The 19,239-nt window shown below is 70.6% G+C and carries 17 protein-coding genes; 11 read left to right on the top strand and 6 right to left on the bottom strand.

Annotated features, from left to right (window positions below; translation table 11 throughout):
* The first annotated feature begins 257 nt into the window (after positions 1-257).
* The 8 genes from OG322_RS41040 to pheA are packed head-to-tail and all read left to right on the top strand — an operon-like array spanning position 258 to position 7,188.
* Positions 258-1,859, top strand: a complete 1,602-nt coding sequence (locus OG322_RS41040) for an AMP-binding protein (RefSeq protein ID WP_123471642.1) — start codon at positions 258-260, stop codon at positions 1,857-1,859.
* Between the two features lie 9 nt (positions 1,860-1,868).
* Positions 1,869-3,422 carry a phenylalanine aminomutase (D-beta-phenylalanine forming) gene (locus tag OG322_RS41035; protein WP_266413545.1) on the top strand — a complete coding sequence of 518 codons (1,554 nt, stop codon included), beginning with the start codon at positions 1,869-1,871 and terminating at the stop codon, positions 3,420-3,422.
* 8 nt (positions 3,423-3,430) lie between these two features.
* Positions 3,431-3,838 (top strand): 3-hydroxyacyl-ACP dehydratase FabZ family protein, encoded by a 408-nt coding sequence (locus tag OG322_RS41030; protein WP_124286613.1) that lies wholly within the window; start codon positions 3,431-3,433, stop codon positions 3,836-3,838.
* On the top strand, positions 3,831-4,349 hold the full coding sequence (locus tag OG322_RS41025) for a 3-hydroxyacyl-ACP dehydratase FabZ family protein (RefSeq protein WP_123471636.1): 519 nt from the start codon (positions 3,831-3,833) through the stop codon (positions 4,347-4,349). Before OG322_RS41030 ends, OG322_RS41025 begins: the two co-directional genes overlap by 8 nt.
* Complete coding sequence (locus OG322_RS41020) at positions 4,346-4,591, top strand: acyl carrier protein (RefSeq protein WP_123471635.1); 246 nt, start codon at positions 4,346-4,348, stop codon at positions 4,589-4,591. Before OG322_RS41025 ends, OG322_RS41020 begins: the two co-directional genes overlap by 4 nt.
* 49 nt (positions 4,592-4,640) lie before the next feature.
* A complete protein-coding gene (gene aroH, locus OG322_RS41015) occupies positions 4,641-5,081 on the top strand; it encodes a chorismate mutase (protein ID WP_241200539.1) in 441 nt (146 codons plus the stop codon).
* 11 nt (positions 5,082-5,092) lie between these two features.
* The gene (locus OG322_RS41010; RefSeq protein ID WP_123471736.1) at positions 5,093-6,313 is read left to right on the top strand and encodes a 3-deoxy-7-phosphoheptulonate synthase; all 1,221 of its coding nucleotides are present in this window, start codon (positions 5,093-5,095) and stop codon (positions 6,311-6,313) included.
* 26 nt (positions 6,314-6,339) lie between these two features.
* Positions 6,340-7,188 (top strand): prephenate dehydratase, encoded by an 849-nt coding sequence (gene pheA / locus OG322_RS41005; protein ID WP_164494605.1) that lies wholly within the window; start codon positions 6,340-6,342, stop codon positions 7,186-7,188.
* Between the two features lie 66 nt (positions 7,189-7,254).
* Here pheA and OG322_RS41000 read toward each other — a convergent pair whose 3' ends face one another.
* The 4 genes from OG322_RS41000 to OG322_RS40985 are packed head-to-tail and all read right to left on the bottom strand — an operon-like array spanning position 7,255 to position 12,785.
* Complete coding sequence (locus OG322_RS41000) at positions 7,255-8,382, bottom strand: FAD-dependent monooxygenase (protein WP_123471734.1); 1,128 nt, start codon at positions 8,380-8,382, stop codon at positions 7,255-7,257.
* 32 nt (positions 8,383-8,414) lie between these two features.
* Positions 8,415-9,632: a methionine adenosyltransferase gene (gene metK / locus OG322_RS40995; protein ID WP_123471631.1), complete on the bottom strand. Its 1,218-nt coding sequence runs from the start codon at positions 9,630-9,632 to the stop codon at positions 8,415-8,417.
* 42 nt (positions 9,633-9,674) lie between these two features.
* Positions 9,675-10,739: a methyltransferase gene (locus OG322_RS40990; RefSeq protein WP_260147627.1), complete on the bottom strand. Its 1,065-nt coding sequence runs from the start codon at positions 10,737-10,739 to the stop codon at positions 9,675-9,677.
* A gap of 60 nt (positions 10,740-10,799) precedes the next feature.
* On the bottom strand, positions 10,800-12,785 hold the full coding sequence (locus OG322_RS40985; protein WP_164494604.1) for an AfsR/SARP family transcriptional regulator: 1,986 nt from the start codon (positions 12,783-12,785) through the stop codon (positions 10,800-10,802).
* A 205-nt stretch (positions 12,786-12,990) separates the two neighbouring features.
* Between OG322_RS40985 and OG322_RS40980 the strand changes: the two genes are divergently transcribed.
* Together OG322_RS40980 and OG322_RS40975 are read left to right on the top strand one after the other, a co-directional pair.
* On the top strand, positions 12,991-13,923 hold the full coding sequence (locus tag OG322_RS40980; RefSeq protein ID WP_123471629.1) for an NADP-dependent oxidoreductase: 933 nt from the start codon (positions 12,991-12,993) through the stop codon (positions 13,921-13,923).
* Positions 13,924-13,973: 50 nt separating this feature from the next.
* A complete protein-coding gene (locus OG322_RS40975; protein ID WP_123471627.1) occupies positions 13,974-14,654 on the top strand; it encodes an O-methyltransferase in 681 nt (226 codons plus the stop codon).
* 66 nt (positions 14,655-14,720) lie between these two features.
* On the opposite strand, the gene OG322_RS40970 is transcribed toward OG322_RS40975, so the two are convergent.
* On the bottom strand, positions 14,721-16,094 hold the full coding sequence (locus tag OG322_RS40970) for a condensation domain-containing protein (RefSeq protein WP_185095750.1): 1,374 nt from the start codon (positions 16,092-16,094) through the stop codon (positions 14,721-14,723).
* 270 nt (positions 16,095-16,364) lie between these two features.
* Between OG322_RS40970 and OG322_RS40965 the strand changes: the two genes are divergently transcribed.
* Positions 16,365-17,624 carry a cytochrome P450 family protein gene (locus tag OG322_RS40965; protein ID WP_329307827.1) on the top strand — a complete coding sequence of 420 codons (1,260 nt, stop codon included), beginning with the start codon at positions 16,365-16,367 and terminating at the stop codon, positions 17,622-17,624.
* Between the two features lie 96 nt (positions 17,625-17,720).
* On the opposite strand, the gene OG322_RS40960 is transcribed toward OG322_RS40965, so the two are convergent.
* On the bottom strand, positions 17,721-19,151 hold the full coding sequence (locus tag OG322_RS40960; protein WP_123471621.1) for an FAD-binding oxidoreductase: 1,431 nt from the start codon (positions 19,149-19,151) through the stop codon (positions 17,721-17,723).
* Between the last annotated feature and the right edge of the window lie 88 nt (positions 19,152-19,239).

The following is a 19,239-nucleotide window of genomic DNA, read 5'->3' as shown; positions in this document are numbered from 1 at the left end:
TTCGGTATGGAGAGCGACGCTAGGGCGCGGCCCTCGTCTGCCCCTCGCACCCCACTGGAGCGTGCGCAGCCGGTGCCGGACGGTGCCCGCCGGCGCGGGGCGCGGGGTTCGTCGCAGGGCGCCGACCTGCCCGTACACCGCTGCTCAAGTCGCCCTCCAGTCCCGCACCCATCGCGGTGCCCCACGGTTGCTCCCGAGGCCCATACGCGACACGGCGGCTCCGTCACCGCCCTCACTCAACCGACCAGGGAGACGTTATGGAACGCCCGCGTCCTTCGGTGGACAACCTCTACGGGTTGCTCATGGAGCCCGTGGCCGTCGCTCCGGACAGGCCCGCGGTGGTGGAGGCGGACGACAAGGGAGTCCTCCACGAGACCTCCTACCGCCGCCTCGATCTTCTGATCCAGGAGTACGCGGCCGTTCTGGACGGCCTCGGCCTCGACGTCGGTGACCGGGTGATCGTCGAGGCGGACACCTCGGCGGCATCGGTCGCCATGCTGCTCGCCTGCTCGATGCTGGGCCTGCCGTTCGTGACGGTGAGCCCGCAGACCCCGGACACCCGGCTGCAGACCATTGTGAGCGCGGTAGAACCCGCTCTCCACGCCCGCGCCGACGGTCTCGCGCCCAGGGAGCGGGTGGACGTGGAGGGCAGCGCCCACTTCAGCCCGGACGGGCTGGTGGTGGAGCGGGCGCCGGCCCGCCGGGTGCGCCGGCGCCGGAACGTGCTCGCCACCGACACCGCGTACATCGTCTTCACCTCCGGCTCGACCGGACGCCCCAAGGGCGTGGTGATGAGCCACCGGTCGATCGTGACGTTTCTGCGCGCGATGCGGACGGACGAGCTGGCCGGGCCCGGCGACCGGGTGGCCGGCACATCGCCGCTCCAGTTCGACTTCGCGCTGTTCGGAATCGGTGTGGCCCTCAGCAGCGGTGCCACCCTCGTCCCGGTGCGGCGGGAGGACCTCTCCTCGCCTCGGCGCATGATCGGCTTCCTGCGCGACGCCGAGGTCACCCAGGTGCACGGCGTCCCGTCGCTGTGGCGGCCGGTCCTGCGTCACGACCCCGACCTGCTCAAGGAGCTGGAGCCCCTGCGCTCGGTCGTCTTCGCGGGCGAGGAGTTCCCGATCCCCGAACTGCGCCGGCTGCAGGAGATGCTCCCCGGCGTCCGCGTCGTCAACGGCTACGGGGCGACGGAGTCGATGGCCGCCTCCTTCACCGACGTACCCGATCCGCTGCCGGCCGGCCTGGAGCGGCTGTCGATCGGCTACGCCCACGCCGGCGCCGAGATGACCCTTGTGGACGGCCGCGGCGGGATCGTCACGGAGCCTGGGCAGACCGGCGAGATCTACCTGCGCAGCCCGGCGCTGTTCACCGGCTACTGGAACGACCCCGAGGCCACGGCCGCGGTCCTGGTGCCCGACCCGGCCGATCCGCGGCACGGGCAGAAGGTGTTCAAGACGGGCGACCTGGCCCGCTTGGGCGCCCAGGGCGATCTCTCCTTCGTGGGCCGGTCCGACCACCAGGTGCAGATCCACGGGAACCGGGTGGAGCTGGGTGAGATCGAGGGCACCCTGACCCGCCTGCCCAGGGTGACGGCGGCCGCGGTCACCCTGGTGCCGCGATCGGGCGACCACGTGCTGACGGCGGCCGTCGTCCTCGACGGCCCGGGCGATATCGACACCCGCGCGGCGCTCGCGTTCTGCGCGCAGCAACTGCCCGCCTACATGGTGCCGCGCTCGATCCACACCTTGGCGGAGCTGCCCCTGACCGTGAACGGCAAGGTCGACCGCGCCCTGCTCACAGAGAAGCTGGCCTCCCCCCGGAGGACATCGGACTTACGACACGCTACGAACGCTTAGGAGCCACACGTGACTTACACCCTGTCCATCGGCAAGCGGGTGCCACTGGCCGACGTCGCGTCCAGCGCGGTCTCGGCCACCCCCGTGGCCATCGACGACACGGTCCGCGAACGCGTCCACGCCTCGCGCCGGATGCTGGAGAAGTTCGTCGCCGAAGAGCGGGTCATCTACGGCGTCAACACCAGCATGGGCGGGTTCGTCAACTATCTGGTGCCGGTCACGATGGCCCGGCAGCTCCAGGAGAACCTGCTCAACGCCGTGGCGACCAATGTGGGCGCCCACCTCGACGACACCACGGTCCGCGCGATCATGACGTCCCGCATCGTGTCGCTGTCCCGCGGCAACTCGGCCATCTCCCTGACGAACCTGGACAAGCTGATCGCGGTCCGCAACTCGGGTGTCGTCCCGTGCGTTCCGGAGAAGGGCTCGCTCGGCACCAGCGGCGACCTCGGGCCACTGGCCGCGATCGCCCTGGTCTGCATAGGCCAGTGGAAGGCGCGGCTGAACGGTGAGGTGCTCCCCGGCGCCGAGGCGCTGAAGCGGGTCGGCCTCGAGCCGATGGAGCTCAGCTTCAAGGAGGGCTTGGCCCTGATCAACGGCACCTCCGGCATGGTGGGTCTGGGCAGCCTCAACATCACCCGGGCCCGACGGCTGCTGGAGACGTATCTGCTGGTCTCGGCGCTGTCCGTGGAGGGCCTCGCCGGCAAGACCAAGCCGTTCGACCCGCGGGTCCACGCGCTCAAGCCGCACAAGGGACAGCAGGCCGTCGCCACGTTCCTGTACGAGACGCTGGCCGACTCGACCCTGGCGGTCGACGAGCTCGACACCGAGCACCTCCTGTCAAGCGAGATGGGCGACACCGCGAAGGCGGGTTCGCAGTCCATCGAGGACGCCTACTCGATCCGGTGCACGCCACAGATCCTCGGGCCGGTCGTGGACAGCCTCGCCTCGATCGAGCAGGTCGTCGAGGACGAGCTCAACTCGTCCAACGACAACCCGCTGGTCGACCCCGACGAGGCCGAGGTGTTCCACAACGGGCACTTCCACGGGCAGTACGTGGCCATGGCGATGGACCACCTGGCGATCGCCATGACCACACTGATGAACCTGTCCAACCGCCGCGTCGACCGCTTCCTCGACAAGACCAACAGCGAGGGCCTTCCGGCGTTCCTGTGCAAGGAGGACCCGGGCCTGCGCCTGGGGCTGATGGGCGGTCAGTTCATGACGGCCTCGCTGACCGCGGAGACCAGGGCGAAGTGCATGCCCATGTCCATCCAGTCGCTCACCTCGACCGGGGACTTCCAGGACATCGTGTCCTTCGGCTTCGTCGCCGCCCGGCGTGCGGCCGAGGTCCTGGAGAACGTCGCCCACGTGGTCGCCTTCGAGCTGCTCTGCGCCGCCCAGGCCGTCGACATCCGGGGCATCGAGGGCCTGTCGCCGGCGACCCGGCGGCTGTACGAGAAGACGCGCGAGGTGGTCCCCTACCTCGACCACGACGTGACGATCACCGAGTACGTGGAAGAGCTCGCGCAGCGCCTGCTGTCCGAGCCGGGCCTGGGCTGAGGAACACCGTGCCTGCCCCGACCCGGACAGCGAAGGTGTTCGACGCGCTGCACAGCCCGCCGCTGACCGAGCAGAGTCCCGAGGGCACCCGGGTCACGGTGCGGGTGCCCGTGGAGCGGGCCGCCACACAGATGACCGGCCACTATCCGGGCTTCCCGATCATGCCGGGAGTGCTCCTGATCGACTCGGTGCGCCAGGCAGCCGGTTCCGCTCTCGGCGCCGAGCTGCGGCTGTGCCGTATCGACCGCGCCCGCTTCGCCCGCCCGTTGCTTCCGGGCGACGAACTGGAACTCTCCCTGCTGGTGACCCACCCGACGGACAACCAGATCACCGTCCGGGCCCGGGGCACGCGCGGCGACGGCCAGATGGCGGCGGACCTGACCGTCACGCTCGCACCGGTGGTGGCCGGTGCCTGACCACAGCCAGGTGCTCGACCACAGCCAGGTGCGCAGCCGGCTCCGCCAGCGCCCGCCCATGCTCCTGCTCGACACGGTGCGGGAGTTCACGCCGCCCGGCTCGCTCGTCGCCACCAAGGCGATCACCGGTGGGGAGGACTGCTACCGGGACATGGCCGACGGTGCAGGCATCGACGGCTTCTCCTATCCGTCGGTACTGCTGCTCGAGTCGTTCGGCCAGGCCGTCTCCCTGCTCTGGTCGCTCGCCGGGCTCGGCCCGCCGGACGAGGTCCCGCTGATGGTCGGCATCCGCGACCTGGTCCACGTGGCGCCGGCCGTCCCCGGCGATGTCCTGGAACACCACGTACGGCTCAACCACCACTCCGGCCAGGCCGGCGAGTTCACCGGTGAGACGCGCACGGCCGACGGCCGGACGGTCCTCACCGTGGGCTCGATCCTCGTCGTATCGCGCTCTTCCGCGAGCCTGCTCCCCGCCCCACCGGCACCGCACCCAGACAAGGACGGCAGATGAACGACACCGACAACGCGCTCTCACGGGTCCGCGCGATCGTGGCGGAGATCCTCGCGCTCGGTCCGGACGAGATCGACGACACCGCGGACCTCTTCGACCACTACCAGGCCGACTCTCTCAACCTCATCGAGATCGTCGCGCAGGTGGAGAAGCAGTTCCGGACGGCGCTGCCGCTGGACGAACTGCCGCAGGCGCGCACCATCGCCGCCCTGTACGGCCTGGTGACCCGGCAGGCCGCCTGATCACCAGGCCGTACCGGCCCCTCTTTTCCGGAGACACAGGAGCCAGCCAGTGACGACCCCGACCAGCCAGGTGATCGAACCGGTCCCCCTCGCCGTGCGTGCCGTGCGCGGTGCCACTCAGGTCGCGTCCGACGACCCCGCACTCATCGAAGCGGCCACCAGCGAGCTCCTCGGCGAGATCCTGCGACGCAACGACCTGAGCGACGCGGACCTGATCAGCATCGTCTTCACCACCACCCACGACCTGCGCTCCGCCTTCCCGGCGGCCGCGGCCAGGAAGCTGGGCCTGACCGATGTACCCCTGTTATGCACCGCCGAGATCGCGGTCCCGGGTTCCCTGCAGCGCGTCGTCCGCATTCTGGCGCACGCGCACAGCCCGCGGCCCCGCGACGCCATGCACCACGTCTATCTCGGTGCCGCGGCGGCGCTGCGTCCCGACCTGACCGCCCCGCCGCCGAGAACTGACTCCCCTCTGACCCAAGGAGCATGATCATGTCCGCGATGCCTGTCGCGTCACCCGTTCATGACCGCGGTCTCCCTCCGCTGGCGGCCACCGGCGTCCACCCGGACCTGCTCGTCGCCGCGGAACAGCAGCCCGTGTGGGCGGACCCGGCACGCGCGGCCGCCGTGCGGACCGAGCTCGCCGCACGGCCCGGCCTGGTGGGCTGGGAGGAGATCCAGATGCTCCGCATGCTGATGGCCGAGGCGGCCGTCGGCACCTACCAGATCATCCAGGCCGGGGACTGCGCGGAGGACCCCGCCGAGTGCGGGCCGCAGGCGGTGAACCGAAAGATCGGACTGATCGACGCGCTGGCCGGCGTCATGAAGATCAACACCGGTCGGCCGGTCATCCGGATCGGCCGCATCGCCGGACAGTTCGCCAAGCCACGCAGCTCCCCCACCGAGGTCGTCGGCGGGCGAGAGCTGCCGGTCTACCGTGGCCACCTGGTCAACGGTCCCGCGGCCACGCCCGAGGCGCGCCGCGCCGACCCCGACCGGATGCTGACCTGCTACGCCGCGGCGGACCGCGCCACCACCCTGCTGCGCCAGCGCACCGGTGCCTGGATGCCGCCGACCGGGGCACCGGTGTGGACCAGTCACGAGGCACTGGTCCTGGACTACGAGCGGCCGTTGCTGCGCCGCGCGGCGGGCGGCCAGAGCTATCTGTCCTCCACCCATCTGCCCTGGATCGGCGAGCGCACCCGCGATCCGGCGGGCTCCCACGTCCGGCTGCTCGCGCAGGTCGCCAACCCCGTCGCCTGCAAGGTCGGCCCCACCATGTCGGCCGTGGAACTGGTGGATCTGTGCGCCAGGCTCGATCCGGGCCGGGAGCCGGGCCGCCTGACGCTGATCGCCCGCATGGGCGTCGACCATGTCGCCGCACGGCTGCCGGCCCTGGTCGCGGCGGTGCGCGAGGCCGGGCACCCGGTGTCCTGGCTGTGCGACCCGATGCACGGCAACACGGTCAAGGCGCCCGTCGGGCTGAAGACCCGGTCGGTGCAGACCGTCATCGAAGAGGTCGTGGCCTTCCAGCAGGCGGTCACCGGGGCGGGCGGGATCGCGTCCGGCCTGCACCTGGAGACCACGCCGGACGATGTGACCGAATGCGTCTGGAGCCAGGTCCAGTCGGCCGACGTCGGCCAGCGCTACACCACACTGTGCGACCCGCGGCTCAATCCCCGACAGGCTGTTGCCGTCGCCGGGGCCTGGAGTGCCGCCTGACCGGTCGAGCCCGGAGGTATCCCTTGATGTCCATAGCCTATCTGGGCCCGCCCGGCTCGTTCACCGAAGCAGCTCTGACAGGGCTCGACGTACCGCCCGATGCGGCGGTGCCGTATCCGACGGTACGTCAGGCGCTTGACGCCGTGCGCCGTGGCGAGGCGGCGGCCTGCGTCATCCCGTGGGAGAACTCGGTGGAGGGGTCCGTCAACGAGTCCGTCGACACACTCACCGCCGAACGGGACCTGCGCATCGTGGGCGAGACACTGCTGCGGGTGGAGTTCGCCCTCGCCGTACCCCCGGCCGGCACCCTCGCCGCCGTCCGGCAGGTGCTCACGCATCCGGTCGCGCACGCTCAGTGCCGTACCTGGCTCAACGAGCATCTGCCACGGGCCGACATCGTCACCGCGACCTCCACCGCGCAGGCCGCGCAGGAGGTCGGTTCCGCAGCCGCGCCCGGCCGGGCCGCCATCGCCTCCCCGAACACGCTCCGGCGTTACGGCCTCGACGTCGTCGCGTCCGACATCGGGGACCGGCGGGACGCGGTCACCCGCTTCGTGAAGGTCACCCGGCCCGTAGCGGGCTCACTGCCCACCGGTGTCGACCGCACCAGTCTGGTCGTGCCGCTGGCCGACAAGATGCAGCATCTGCACTCCGTGCTCGAGGAGTTCGCCCGTTTCTGCGTACCCCTGACAGCCGTGCTGTCCCGGCCCGGTGGCCTGGGCCTCGGCACCTACTCCTTCCTCCTGGAGTGCGAGGGACACGTGGACGACGCCTCGGTCGCCCCCGTCGTCGCCACCCTCGCCCGGCGTCATGCCGCCTATGTGCTCGGCAGCTATCCCCGTGCCGATCCCGGTCTGCCGGCCCTGTCGAGCTGACTCCTGTTCCGTTCTTCCTCTCCTTGTTCTGTCCCAATGGCCTCCGTCCTGCCGGTCCAGGCCGTCTCAGACCGGTTCCATGAGCCTGGCCAGCGCACGTTCGACGACGGCGGTCTGGGCCTGCGGCGGTGCCTGTTCCTGTTCGAGCCTTCCTATTTCGACGGAGCTCTCGACCACGAACCGGCACCGCTGCTCGTGCCTGGCGGAGAACGCCGCGAACGCCTCGGGAACCTCGCCGTGGCGGGCGAGTTCCTCGGCGAGCACCAGCGCGTCCTCGACCGCGATACCGGCGCCCGAGGCCAGTTGCGGCGTGGTGGGGTGGGCCGCGTCACCGACGAGGATCACCCTCCCCCGGTGCCACGGCCCGGGCAGGCTGAACGACTCCAGTGGGCGGTACGCGATCTCGGTGTCCTCGCGGATCGACTCCCGGAACGTCGCCACGTGCCCGCCGTACGGCTCGAGCAGTCCGGCGAGCCCGCCCGGCAGCTCGTGGGGTTCCCGGAACCTGCGCGGTGTGCGCTCGACCGCGAACAGATACATCTGCGTGGCTGAGACCGGTGTCCAGCCGACCTTGACCTCACCGCCGAGGAAGTAGTGCCGACGGTCGACGCCCGGCGGTCGGGGGACGAAGACGCGCCACACGCTCTGGCCCGTGTACGCGGGTTCGGGAGCACCGGGGAAGACCTGGTGGCGGGTGCGCGAGTTGATCCCGTCCGCTCCGACCACCATGGCGTAGCGGCCCATGGTGCCGTCGTCGAAGACGACGTCGACGCCGTCGGCGTCCTGTGTGATCTTGTCGACGGACCTTCCGAAGCGCGGGCGCACCCCGCAGGCCAGTACGTGCGAGGAGAGAATCCCGTACAGCGTCGGCCGGGCGATGCCGCCGGAGCCGCGCACCCCGGCCCCGGGCGGCATCGGCGTCGGGATGTCCCGGATGTACGTGCCGTCGACGCCGCACACCCGGATGCCCTCGCCCACGTATCCCTGTGCGGCGACCTCGTCGTACACACCGAGCTGCCACAGCGCCCGCAGCGTCGGGCCGGTGATGGTGAGTCCGGCGCCGAGCACGGTGCCGTCGGGCGCCACGTCGATCAGGTCGACCGACACGCCGGTGCGCCGCAGGGCGATGGTGGCCGCCATGCCGGCGATCCCGGCGCCCACGATCAGCACGCGGCCCGTCCGGTGCGACGTCATCGTGATCCTCCCGTCCTTCGCCATGGTGCGTGTCAGCCCGCTTCCACGGCCCTGTGCAGGGCGGCGGCCCGGTCGGTCCGCTCCCAGGTGAACTCCGGGAGCTCACGGCCGAAGTGGCCGTAGGCCGCGGTACGGGCGTAGATCGGCCGCAGCAGGTCGAGGTCGCGGATGACGGCGGCCGGGCGCAGGTCGAAGACCTCGGTGATGGCCCGGGAGATCCGCTCCTCCTCGACCGTGCCGGTACCGAAGGTCTCCACGAACAGACCCACCGGCTCGGCCTTGCCTATCGCGTACGCGACCTGTACCTCGCAGCGCGTGGCAAGCCCGGCCGCCACGACGTTCTTGGCCACCCAGCGCATGGCGTACGCAGCCGAGCGGTCCACCTTGGACGGGTCCTTGCCGGAGAAGGCGCCGCCACCGTGCCGGGCCATGCCCCCGTACGTGTCGATGATGATCTTTCGGCCGGTGAGCCCCGCGTCGCCCATCGGGCCGCCGATCTCGAACCGTCCCGTGGGATTGACCAGCAGGCGGTAGCCGTCCGTTTCCAGCTTGATGCCGTCCGCGGCCAGCTCGGCGAGGACGTGCTCGACGACGTGGGTACGGATGTCGGCGCCGAGCAGCGCGTCGAGGTCGATGTCGCTCGCGTGCTGCGAGGAGGCCACCACCGTGTCCAGACGGACCGGCCGGCTCCCCTCGTACTCGATGGTCACCTGGGTCTTTCCGTCCGGCCTCAGATAGGGGACGGTGCCGTCCTTGCGGACCTGCGACAGGCGCCGCGCGAGACGGTGGGCGAGCTCGATCGGCAGCGGCATCAGGTTGGGGGTCTCGTCGGTCGCGTACCCGAACATCAGGCCCTGGTCGCCGGCGCCCTGACGGGCGATCTCGTCGTCCTGCGCGGTGTCCCCGGCCCGCGCCTCGTACGCCCTGTCGACACCCTGGGCGATGTCGGGGGACTGCGCGCCGATCGACACCGACACTCCGCACGAGGCGCCGTCGAAGCCCTTGGCGGAGGAGTCGTAGCCGATCTCCAGGATCTTCGCCCGGACCAGTTCGGCGACGTCCACGCAGGCGGAGGTCGCCACCTCTCCGGCGATGTGCACCTGACCGGTGGTGATCAGGGTCTCGACCGCCACCCGCGCGGCGGGATCCTGGCGCAGCAGCGCGTCAAGGACGGTGTCGCTGATCTGGTCGGCGATTTTGTCAGGATGTCCCTCGGTCACGGATTCCGAGGTGAACAGGCGGCGGGACATGACCCTCCCAAGTGATGTGGAAGCGGATCGCTGGACGGATGGTCAGCCGTTCTTCGTCGCACTGAGGATGCCCTGCAACGGCAGTGCGTCCGGGGGCAGTTCGGCCGGGTCCTGGGCGATCTCCCGGGTGACCGTGAAGCCCGCCTCCTCCAGCCAGGCACGGAACGTCGACATCTTCTGGGGTCCGCCCTGGCCGGTGGCGCAGCCGAGGAAGAAGGACGGGTAGTAGTCGACGCTCCAGGAGTCCTTGATGTTCTCGGTGTATATCGGCCCCAGGATGTGGACCTGCCCGCCCGGGGCGAGCGACGCGTGAACGTTGTTGAGGATCTTGAGCACGTCGTCCCTGTCGAACATGTTCAGGAAGTGCTTGATCAGGACGACGTCGAACCCCGGGGGGACGGCTTCGAAGACGTCTCCGCCGATGAACGACGAGATGCCGTCCACGCCGTGCTCCCGGAAGTTGCGCAGGCATTCCTCGCGCTTGTCCGGCAGGTCGAAGGTGGCCACCCGCATTCCGGGTGAGCCTTTGAACCGGTGGGTGTGGATCGCGCCGAGACCGGTGTGGCCCGCTAGGTCGAGCACCTGCGAGCCGGCCGGGATGTCGACGTTGCCGAAGAACCAGGGGTCGATGCGGTCGGTGACCGAGTCCATCAGCTTCGACCACGGCGCGCGCAGGTCCTCGTGCACGGCCATCGCGCCGTACAGGTCCCCGTCGAATCCGTAGAGCTCCTTCAGCCCGACGACGCTGCCGCTGCGCACGCTCTCGGTGAGGTAGTACAGCTGCCGCAGCGTGGTGGCCTTGATCTTGCCCATGAAGGCGAGCACGCGGTCGAGGTCGACGTCGGCGACGTCCGCGAGCGCGTCGAGGCGGTACGTTCCCGACGCCTCGTCATAGGCGACGAAGCCCTCCTTGACCGGCAGGTTCAGCAGTTGTTCCACCGCGTCCGGCCTGGCCCCGACAGCGACACCGAGCTCGACTGCGCTCGTCCCGGGGTGCTCCCGGAGCTCGTCGATCAGACCGAGTTCGAAGCAGGACAGCAGGTTCATGAACCGTGCGGGCCCCACCATGTACTCGCGGAACCGGGCGAGCGTGGCGTGTGCAGTCATGGAGCTTTCCCTTCGAGTTCAACGGGGTGTTGCCGGCCCGGCGTCCGTCGCCCGGTCATGTCATGTCCGCGGGAAGGTCGCGGCCGGGGCCCGTTCGACCGCCGGCCGCTCCTTCGCCCAGGTCCGGCCGGCCGCCGCTTCGATCCGCAGCCTGAGCCGTCCGCGGCGCATCCGCCCCGTGGTCTCGTACAGCGCCCTGGCCACCACGGCGTCGGTGAAGCGGAACCAGCCGAGGCGTCGTTCGTCCTCGTCGACCAGGCCCGCCGCGATCGCGCTGTCGAGCACCGCGAGCGCCGTATCGATCTCGACCGACGCCACGTCCGCGACGACCTCGATGTCGAAGTGCCGGCCTGCGACGGCCGCCACGGCCAGCAGCTCGGCCGAAGGCCTGGGCAGTTGTTCGATGCGGCGCAGCACCACCTCGCGGACAGGGTCGGGGACCGGCGCCGCGGGGAAGTCGTCCGGGCGCTGCTCGCCCACAAGGAGTTTGATCATCTCGCGCAGCAGGAACGGGTTTCCGCCGGACCTCTCGCACAACCCCTCCACGGTGGGTGCGCCGATGTCGCTGCCGATGATCGCACCGGCCAGGGCCCCGGTGTCCCGGGGCGTCAGGCCCCGCAGTTCGATCTGCGGCGGCTGCTCACCGGACGGCGCCGTCAGGGGGTCGGCCAGGACCTGCACCTCGTCGGAGCGGCAGGACACGATCACCAGGAGCCGGCTCCTGGGCACGCACCGCGCCAGATGGACCGCCATCCGCAGGGAGTCCGGGTCGGCCCGGTGCGCGTGGTCGAGGGTCACAACCAGTGCTCCGGTCCTGGACAGACCGGTCAGGTACCGGCCGATGGCGTCGAACAGTTGTGGGATATCGGCAGCCGGCTGCCGGGCGGCATCGTCCAGCAGCTCGGCCACCGCTTCCGGCACCGGCCGGTGCGGGAAGCCTGCACGGGCCGCGCGGAGGATCTGCGCCCACGGCGCGAGCGGCGGTGCGGTGAGGTGCTCGGCGCAGGTGCCCGAGAACACCGGCACGCCCGACCGGTCGGCGAACCGCCGCAGCAGGCTGGTCTTCCCGGCCCCCGGTTCCCCGGTCACCATCACCACCTGGCCGCGGCACGCCTCCGCCGCGGCCAGGGCCTCGGTCAGTTGCCTGATCGCTCCCTCGCGGCCGACGAAGACGTCCTCGGCGGTGCCGCCCGCCGACGGCAGAACGGCGGTGTGACGCCGGAGCGACCCCCGGGCCCCCTCGACGACCGCACGCGTCGGGTGTGCCGATACCGGACGCCAGTCCAGGTCGGGGTCCTGGTTCAGAATCCGCTGTGTCAAGTGCTGCAGCCGCACAGTGGGGTCGACTCCCAGCTCCTCGGACAGGCTGGCCCGGACGGACCGAAGCACCTGGAGTGCGTCGGCCTGCCGTCCCGCCCGGTAGAGGGCCAGGCTCAGCAGTTCGCAGCCGTACTCCCGCAACGGGTGGGACTGCACGAAGGCCCTCAGTTCGGCCACGGCCACTTCATGGGCGCCCAGGGCCAGCAGCATCTCGCAGCGCATCTCCACGACGGACAGCTGCACCTCCTCGAGCCGCGCCACCTCGGGCACGACACAGGAGACACCGCTCACCTCCGCGAAGGGCCGGCCTCGCCACAGCGCGAGCCCCGCGTCGAACTCGCGCATCGCCTGGCGCAGATCCCCACGGTCCCGAGCCCGCCTGCCCGCCTCGGCGTGCGCGACGAACCGGTGCACGTCGATGTCGGCGTCCCCGGATTCCAGCAGATAGCCACCGGGACACGTCCGCAGGACCGTCGCCGGTGTTCTCGGCGCGCGGCCCGGTTCCAGGATCTTGCGCAGTTTGGCCACGTACGCCTGCAGCGACGTCATCGCCGACGGCGGCGGGTCACCCTCCCAGAGGGCTTCGAGAATGACGTCCGTCGTCACGGTCCGGCCCGCCTGGCTCACCAGCAGAGCGAGAAGTGCGCGTTGCTTGGGCGCCCCCGGCTCCACCAGTCGCCCGGAAACCAGTACCTCCACCGGGCCCAGCGCATGGAATTCCGTCATGATGAGCCCTTCCGGTTAGCCGTATTCCGGGTTCCGTCCGACAACGCAGGCCAAAATTCTCCTCGTTGGCCGACGCTACGGGCACCCCTTAAAAACTCACTCGAGTACTCCTAGGAGTTCGCTCGGATTCCGCTAACCCATCTGGTAAGCACCGCACTTCGGATGCTAATAACAAGTTCAAAGCAACGCGGAAGAGAGGCCGATCATGAAGGCAGTGCGTTTTCATTCCTACGGCGACCCCGACGTTCTGGTCCACGAGGAGGCGGACCGTCCCCGGGCCGGTGCGGGCCAGGTCGTGCTGAAGGTCGCGGGGGCGGGGGTGAACCCCGTCGACGCCTCCCTGCGTGCGGGGTACGTCAGGGAGGTGTTCAAGCCCTCCATGCCGCACGTGCCGTGCTATGACGTCGCCGGTGTCGTCACCGAGGTCGGCGACGGGGTGAGCGACTGGAGCGTGGGCGACGCCGTGGTGGGCTGGCTGCCGATCGACGGGCCCGGCGCCGCCGCCGAGTACGCCGTGGCACCCGCGCAGGCGCTGACGCCCGCCCCGCGCACGGTGGAGCCGGCCGACGCCGCCGCGCTGCCGTCCGTCGCGCTGACCGCATGGCAGGCGCTGTTCGAGCACGTCGGGCTGACGGCGGGGCAGAGCATCCTCGTCAACGGCGCGGGCGGCGCGGTCGGCGGGTACGCCGTGCAGCTCGCGGCACAGGCCGGCGCGTCGGTGACGGCGACGGCCAGTGCCGGCAGCCGGGACCGTGTCCAGGCCTACGGGGCCGAGCGGATCATCGACTACACCGCCACTCCGCTTCCGGAGGCGCTGGCCGGAGAACGGTTCGACGTGGTGCTGAATCTGGTGTTCCTCGCCCCGCCGGAGCTCGCCCGGCTGCTGGACCTGGTCGTGGACGGCGGCGCCTTCGCCGACACCGTTCCCCCGGGCCTGACGGAGACCGCGCGCGGGGTGCGCATCCTCCCGGTCTTCGGGCGCAGCGACGCCGCACAGCTCGCCGACCTGGTCGCCAAGGTGGACGCCGGTGACCTGAAGATCCACGTGGCCCAGCGGCGTCCGCTGGCCGAGCTGCGCACCGTGCACGAGGAGCTGGCCGCTCAGAAGCTTCCCGGCAAGACCGTCCTGATCCCCTGAACCGTAGCCCGGCGAGGGCCGCGGCCACACGAACGAGGAGCACTTTGTCCATGTCTTCCACCTTGGAATCGGACGCTGTCGCGGCAACCCTGAACCGGCTGCTGGCAGCAGAGGACGAGCAGGATCTGGCGGCCGAGTGGGCGGCGGCCGGCGTAGATCTGGGCGGTGAATTTCCCGTCGGGATGGGCGCCGCCGAGATGGCGGAACGCACGAAGGACATCATCATGTCCGTGTCCAGGGAGGGCGGGCGTCTGCTCTACCTGCTCACCAGGGCCGTCAGGGCACGCACCGTCGTCGAGTTCGGCACCTCCTTCGGGATCTCGACGCTCTATCTGGCGGCGGCGGTGCGCGACAACGACGGCGGTCAGGTGATCACGACCGAGCTGCAACAGGACAAGGCGCGCAAGGCGAAGGAGAACTTCGCCGCCGCGGGGCTCGGCGATCTCGTCGATCTGCGGCTCGGTGACGCCCGGGAGACGCTGCGTGAGCTGCCCGGTCCCGTCGACCTGCTGCTGCTCGACGGCTGGCTCGATCTGCGGCTGCCCATCCTGCAGGTCGTGGAACCACGGCTGCGTCCCGGCGCCCTGGTCGTCGTCGACGACGTCGACCTCGACATCGGCCGCGGAGTGTACGAGGAGTTCCGCGATTACATCAACGACCCGGCCAACGGGTACCTGTCCATCACGCTCCCGGTCCATCAGGGAGTCCAGCTGGCCCTCAAGCTCGGCTGACGCACACGCGACAGGCCGCGGCCACCGGGTTCTCGCCCGGTGGCCGCGGCCTGTCGCGTGCGGGGGCTACTCCCCCGCCGCGATCACCCGTGCCACGGTGTCGTCGACGATGCGCTCGGCGCGCTCCCGGGAGACGGCCCCGTCGATGTAGGTGAAGTTCCACGAGAGCTGCCCGTGGCTGGTGGTCACCGAGGACCCGAAGTAGCCGACGACGGAGATCCCGCCCACGAACTGCGCCTCGGACAGCTGCCAGTCGCCGAGTTCATCGGGGAACTCGAACCGCCCGATGTTGGACACGAAGAAGTTGAAGGGCCCGTGCTCCTCGAAGTGGCGCACGAAGGGTTCGCAGTCGACGACGCCGGTCGGCCCCTGGGCCGCGAGCAGGCTGAACACCGCGTACTGTTCGCCGAGCTGCTTGCGCGCGGTGATGTCGTTTTTGATGAACCGGGCCATCGACCACAGGTCCTCGGGCTGCTGGCGCACCACCGAGTGCAGCGCTGACACGAAGCAGCCGACCTCGTCCTCGGACACCGGGCGCCGCAGCTCGTCGCGCAGGGCGACCGGGGAGCCGACCGCGAAGGGCGCGAGCGGCGCGGCCCCGGCATCGTCGGCCACCGCACAGACCAGCGCCGCGGCCAGCAGACCGTGCAGCGTGGCCCCTTCCCGCTTGCACGCGAGCGTGAGCTCGTCCAGCACGTCACTGGTCAGCGACCGGTGCAGCATCCGTGTGCGACGCCGGTCGAAGGGCACGAACCGCTCCGGCTCCAGCCGGCTCACGACCTCCGGGGCCGCCGCGGTGTCCGCCTCGTCGGCCGCCGGTGCCTCGGACAGCGCGGGGGCTCCGACCCGAAAGCGCTCCGGGAAGAGGGTCTCGAACGGCTCGGGTGCGGGCCCGGGCGCGGCGGTGGTCCGGCCGGGGGCCGGCGTCGCGGCGGCGAGCCGGACCCACCTGCGCAGCAGGGAGAGCGCGGTGGTGCCGTCCGCGATGCAGTGCGGGACGGTGAGGAGGAGGTCGTGGGTCTGCTCCGGCCCGCTGATGAGGACGGCGCGGGCCAGCGGGCCGGACCGCCAGTCAAGGGGCTCGGTCAGCTCGTGGCCGTCCACTTCGCTCACCCACCGCTTGTCATCGGGACTGGTCAGGCGCACCTCGCGCAGCGGGATCGGCCGGTCGGCCGGTACGAACCGCGGACCGTCACCGGCCTGTCCGGGCGTGGTCTGCGCTATGGCCGTACGCAGCTGCGGATGCCGGTCCTGCAGCGCGCCGAGCGCGGAGCGCAGCTCCCGGGCCGAGAGCTCGCCCTTGATACGGACGTGGGCGCAGATGTTGAGCGTGGAGAGCTGGTCGATGATCCAGTACCAGCGTTCCCCCGGGCTCAACACGCGTGACATGGAAACGAGTTCGCCGGTGTCGTCGTCCTTCAGAGCACTCGGTGCGTTCATGGCCGCCACTCCCCATCGTTTTTCCTCGCACGTCGGCCGATGCCGCATCGGCCAGGCGCAGGAAGTTAGCAACGACTCATCGAATATCGATCGAGTATTCGACGAGTCGGCCGGCGCAGGCGATAGACCTGCGCATTGTGGTCCGTGGATAGTCGTTGGTTAGTCGTTCCCAAGTGAGTTCTGGTGACATTTTCGACTCACGCTCAAGGCGGCCAGGATCGGGACTCAACTCGGCCAGATCCTGGCTCCATCAGCCAGGAGGACGTCGCCATGACCGACACGACGATCAGTCAGGTATCCCAGCCGCTCTTTGCCATCGACCCGTCGGGTGCCGACCGTCATGGCGAGGCGGCCCTGATGCGCAAGATCGGCCCGGTCGTCCACGCCGTGCTGCCCGGTGGCGTCCGCATGTGGGTGGTCACCGACTACACGCTGCTCGCCGAGCTCACCGCCGACCCGAGGGTGGGGCGGGACTGGCGCAACTGGGAGGCCCTGCGCCGTGGCGAGATCCCCGACGACTGGCCGCTGCTCAGCATGATCCGGCTGAATAATCTGATGGCCCGGGACGGCACCGAGCACCGGCGGCTGCGCCGCCCGCTGACCCGCGCCTTCACCCGGGCCCGGGTCGAGCGCATGGGCCCGCGCATCGACCAGATCGTGGCCACGATGCTGGACGACCTGCCCCGGCAGACCGGTTCCGACGGCACGGTCGATCTGCGACGGCACTACGCCTACCCGTTCCCCATGCAGGTGATCTGCGAGCTCATCGGGGTGCCCGAGGCGTGGTGGTCGCGGTTCCGCGCGCTCATCGATACCGTGATACGCGCCGACACGACCGCGGAGCAGTTTCTCGCCTCCCAACAGGAGCGGCACGAACTGTTCCAGCGCCTGTTCGCGATGCGACGCGCGGCGCCGACGGACGATCTGACCAGCGCGCTGCTCGCCGCCCGCGGCGACGAGGACGACGACGCGTTCACCGACGAGGAGCTCGAGGACACGCTGTGGACGCTCATCGGCGCCGGCCACGAGACGTCGATCAGCCTGATCGTCAACGCGACGCGCGCCCTGCTGACCCACCCCGACCAGCTGGCGATGGTCCGCGACGGCGGCACCGCCGTCTGGAACGAGGTCGTCGAGGAGACCCTGCGCTGGGACTCCCCGGTGGGCAACTTCCCGGCCCGGTTCCCGACCGAGGACATCACGGTGGCCGGCGTCACCATCCCCAAGGGGGACGCCATCCTAGCGCCCTGGAGCGGCGTCAATCGTGACCCCCGGCAGTACGGCGAGGGCGCCGACCGGTTCGACATCACCCGGACGGTCAAACGGCACATGGCGTTCGGCAGCGGGCCGCACGTCTGCATCGGCCCCGCCCTGGCCCGGTTCGAGGCGATGGCCGCGCTGCCCCCGCTGTTCGCCCGCTACCCCGAGCTCCACCTCGCCGTCGACCCCGCCGATCTGACCCCGGTCCCGTCGCTCTTCTCCAACTCCGTGATGGGCCTGCCCGTGCACCTCGGCCCGAGGAAGCGCTGACCCCTGCCTCAGGACCCGCACGGCACGAGGCCCCGTACATTTCGTACGCGGCCTCGCTCCTGCCCCTGCCCGAAGGCTGAGGCAGGAGCAGGCAGCTCAGCTGCCGTCGCCGCCGGACGTGGTCGGCGGGATGTTGTGGTTGAGCCGGAAGAGGTTCTCCGGGTCGTGGGCGGCCTTGATCTCGGTGAGACGCCGGTAGTCCTCGGAATCGTACGCGGAACGCACGTACTCGCTGTCCCGCTGTCCGTTCAGGAAGGTCAGGGCCCTGCCCCCGGTACTCCACGGCGCGAGCGCGCCGATCAGGCGCTCGTGCGCGGGCTGGATGTCGGCGAGGTCGGCGCGCTCCAGCCGCGACACCACGTTCACCAGGTACTGCGCGTCGCGGTTGCCGACCGAGTTCGAGACGTCGGCGGGGCGGGCGAGCCGGCCGCCCAGGTGGCGCAGTTCGACGACGTGCGGCACCGGCGCGTGCGGTCCGACCAGCTCCAGGAAGGCGCCCACCGCGTTGGCGTCGAGCTCGCCGAGCAGCGTCGTGGCCGAATCGAAGGAGCCCGCGCCGGGCGGGTCGTTGTGGATCGTGCCGACCTCGGCGTAGGGCAGCTCACGGACGGTGTCGTTGAAGGGGCCCAGCGCCCGCAGCGGCGCCACCAGGTCCTTGCCTGGGCCGAGGTCGTCCGCCGAGTAGGCGATACGGATGTGCAGCACATGTCGGCCGCGCAGCGGCGGCGGGAGCATCGGCACGTCGGGGAAGGAGATCACCGCGAGCGAGGAGGTCATCTCGTCGGGCAGGTCGGCCGTCCAGCGTACGTACGCCTCCAGCACCTCGCGGGCAGACGCGTAGTCGAAGAACAGGCCGCCGCCGTAGAGCGTCGGGACCGGCATGAGGTCGATCTCGATCCCGGTGACCACACCGAAGTTGTCCCGGCCGCCGCGCAGCGCCCAGAAGAGGTCCGGGTCCGACGCCGCCGTGACCTGCCGCAGCCGCCCGTCCGCCGTGACGACGTCGATGCCGCGTACGTGGTCGGCGGCGTATCCGTACCGCCGCGACAGCAGTCCGAGGCCGCCGCCCAGGGTGTACGACACCACGCCGACCGACGGGGCCGAACCGGCCAGCGGCGCGAGGCCGGCCGACGCCGCCTCGTGGATCACCTGGTCCCAGCGCACTCCGGCGGCCACCCAGGCGGTGCGCTCCCGCGCGTTCACCCGGACGCCGGTCATCCGGGACGTGTTGATGAGGACGCCGCCCTCGGCGGCGACGGCCGCCAGCGCGTGCCCGGTGCCCTGTACCGCGACCGGCAGCCCGTGGCAGTGAGCGAACTTCACGGCCTGCTGCACATCGGCGGGGCCGACCGCGCCCACCAGGATCTCGGGCCGGTGCGAACGCGCGATCTGGTTGCCGGAGCACTCCGCTTCGTACGCCTCGTCCGCGGGTGTCAGAACCGGCCCCATCACCCGCGTGGCTAAGGCTTCGACAGCCTCACCGTCGAAGCCGGTGGTCCTGCGGTTCTCCTCGCCCGAAGTGCTCATAACTCTTCCCTTCACAACCGGTGTGGCGCCGTGTCTCGCGGCCGGGATGCCGGTGCCGCTAGCTTTAGTCAAGCAACCGTACTACTTT

Origin of the sequence: Streptomyces sp. NBC_01260 (assembly GCF_036226405.1) — a bacterium.
Taxonomy (GTDB): domain Bacteria; phylum Actinomycetota; class Actinomycetes; order Streptomycetales; family Streptomycetaceae; genus Streptomyces; species Streptomyces laculatispora.
The sequence above is the reverse complement of the archived record's forward strand: the minus strand, read 5'-3'. Positions and strand labels throughout refer to the sequence as shown.

Bases quoted from the DNA above. Each gene is read 5' to 3' on its own strand.
- OG322_RS41040 (WP_123471642.1), top strand. From the start codon at position 258: ATGGAACGCCCGCGTCCTTCGGTGGACAACCTCTACGGGTTGCTCATG.
- OG322_RS41020 (WP_123471635.1), top strand. From the start codon at position 4,346: ATGAACGACACCGACAACGCGCTCTCACGGGTCCGCGCGATCGTGGCG.
- OG322_RS41010 (WP_123471736.1), top strand. From the start codon at position 5,093: ATGCCTGTCGCGTCACCCGTTCATGACCGCGGTCTCCCTCCGCTGGCG.
- pheA (WP_164494605.1), top strand. From the start codon at position 6,340: ATGTCCATAGCCTATCTGGGCCCGCCCGGCTCGTTCACCGAAGCAGCT.
- OG322_RS41000 (WP_123471734.1), bottom strand. From the start codon at position 8,382: ATGACGTCGCACCGGACGGGCCGCGTGCTGATCGTGGGCGCCGGGATC.
- metK (WP_123471631.1), bottom strand. From the start codon at position 9,632: ATGTCCCGCCGCCTGTTCACCTCGGAATCCGTGACCGAGGGACATCCT.
- OG322_RS40990 (WP_260147627.1), bottom strand. From the start codon at position 10,739: ATGACTGCACACGCCACGCTCGCCCGGTTCCGCGAGTACATGGTGGGG.
- OG322_RS40985 (WP_164494604.1), bottom strand. From the start codon at position 12,785: ATGACGGAATTCCATGCGCTGGGCCCGGTGGAGGTACTGGTTTCCGGG.
- OG322_RS40980 (WP_123471629.1), top strand. From the start codon at position 12,991: ATGAAGGCAGTGCGTTTTCATTCCTACGGCGACCCCGACGTTCTGGTC.
- OG322_RS40975 (WP_123471627.1), top strand. From the start codon at position 13,974: ATGTCTTCCACCTTGGAATCGGACGCTGTCGCGGCAACCCTGAACCGG.
- OG322_RS40970 (WP_185095750.1), bottom strand. From the start codon at position 16,094: ATGAACGCACCGAGTGCTCTGAAGGACGACGACACCGGCGAACTCGTT.
- OG322_RS40965 (WP_329307827.1), top strand. From the start codon at position 16,365: ATGACCGACACGACGATCAGTCAGGTATCCCAGCCGCTCTTTGCCATC.
- OG322_RS40960 (WP_123471621.1), bottom strand. From the start codon at position 19,151: ATGAGCACTTCGGGCGAGGAGAACCGCAGGACCACCGGCTTCGACGGT.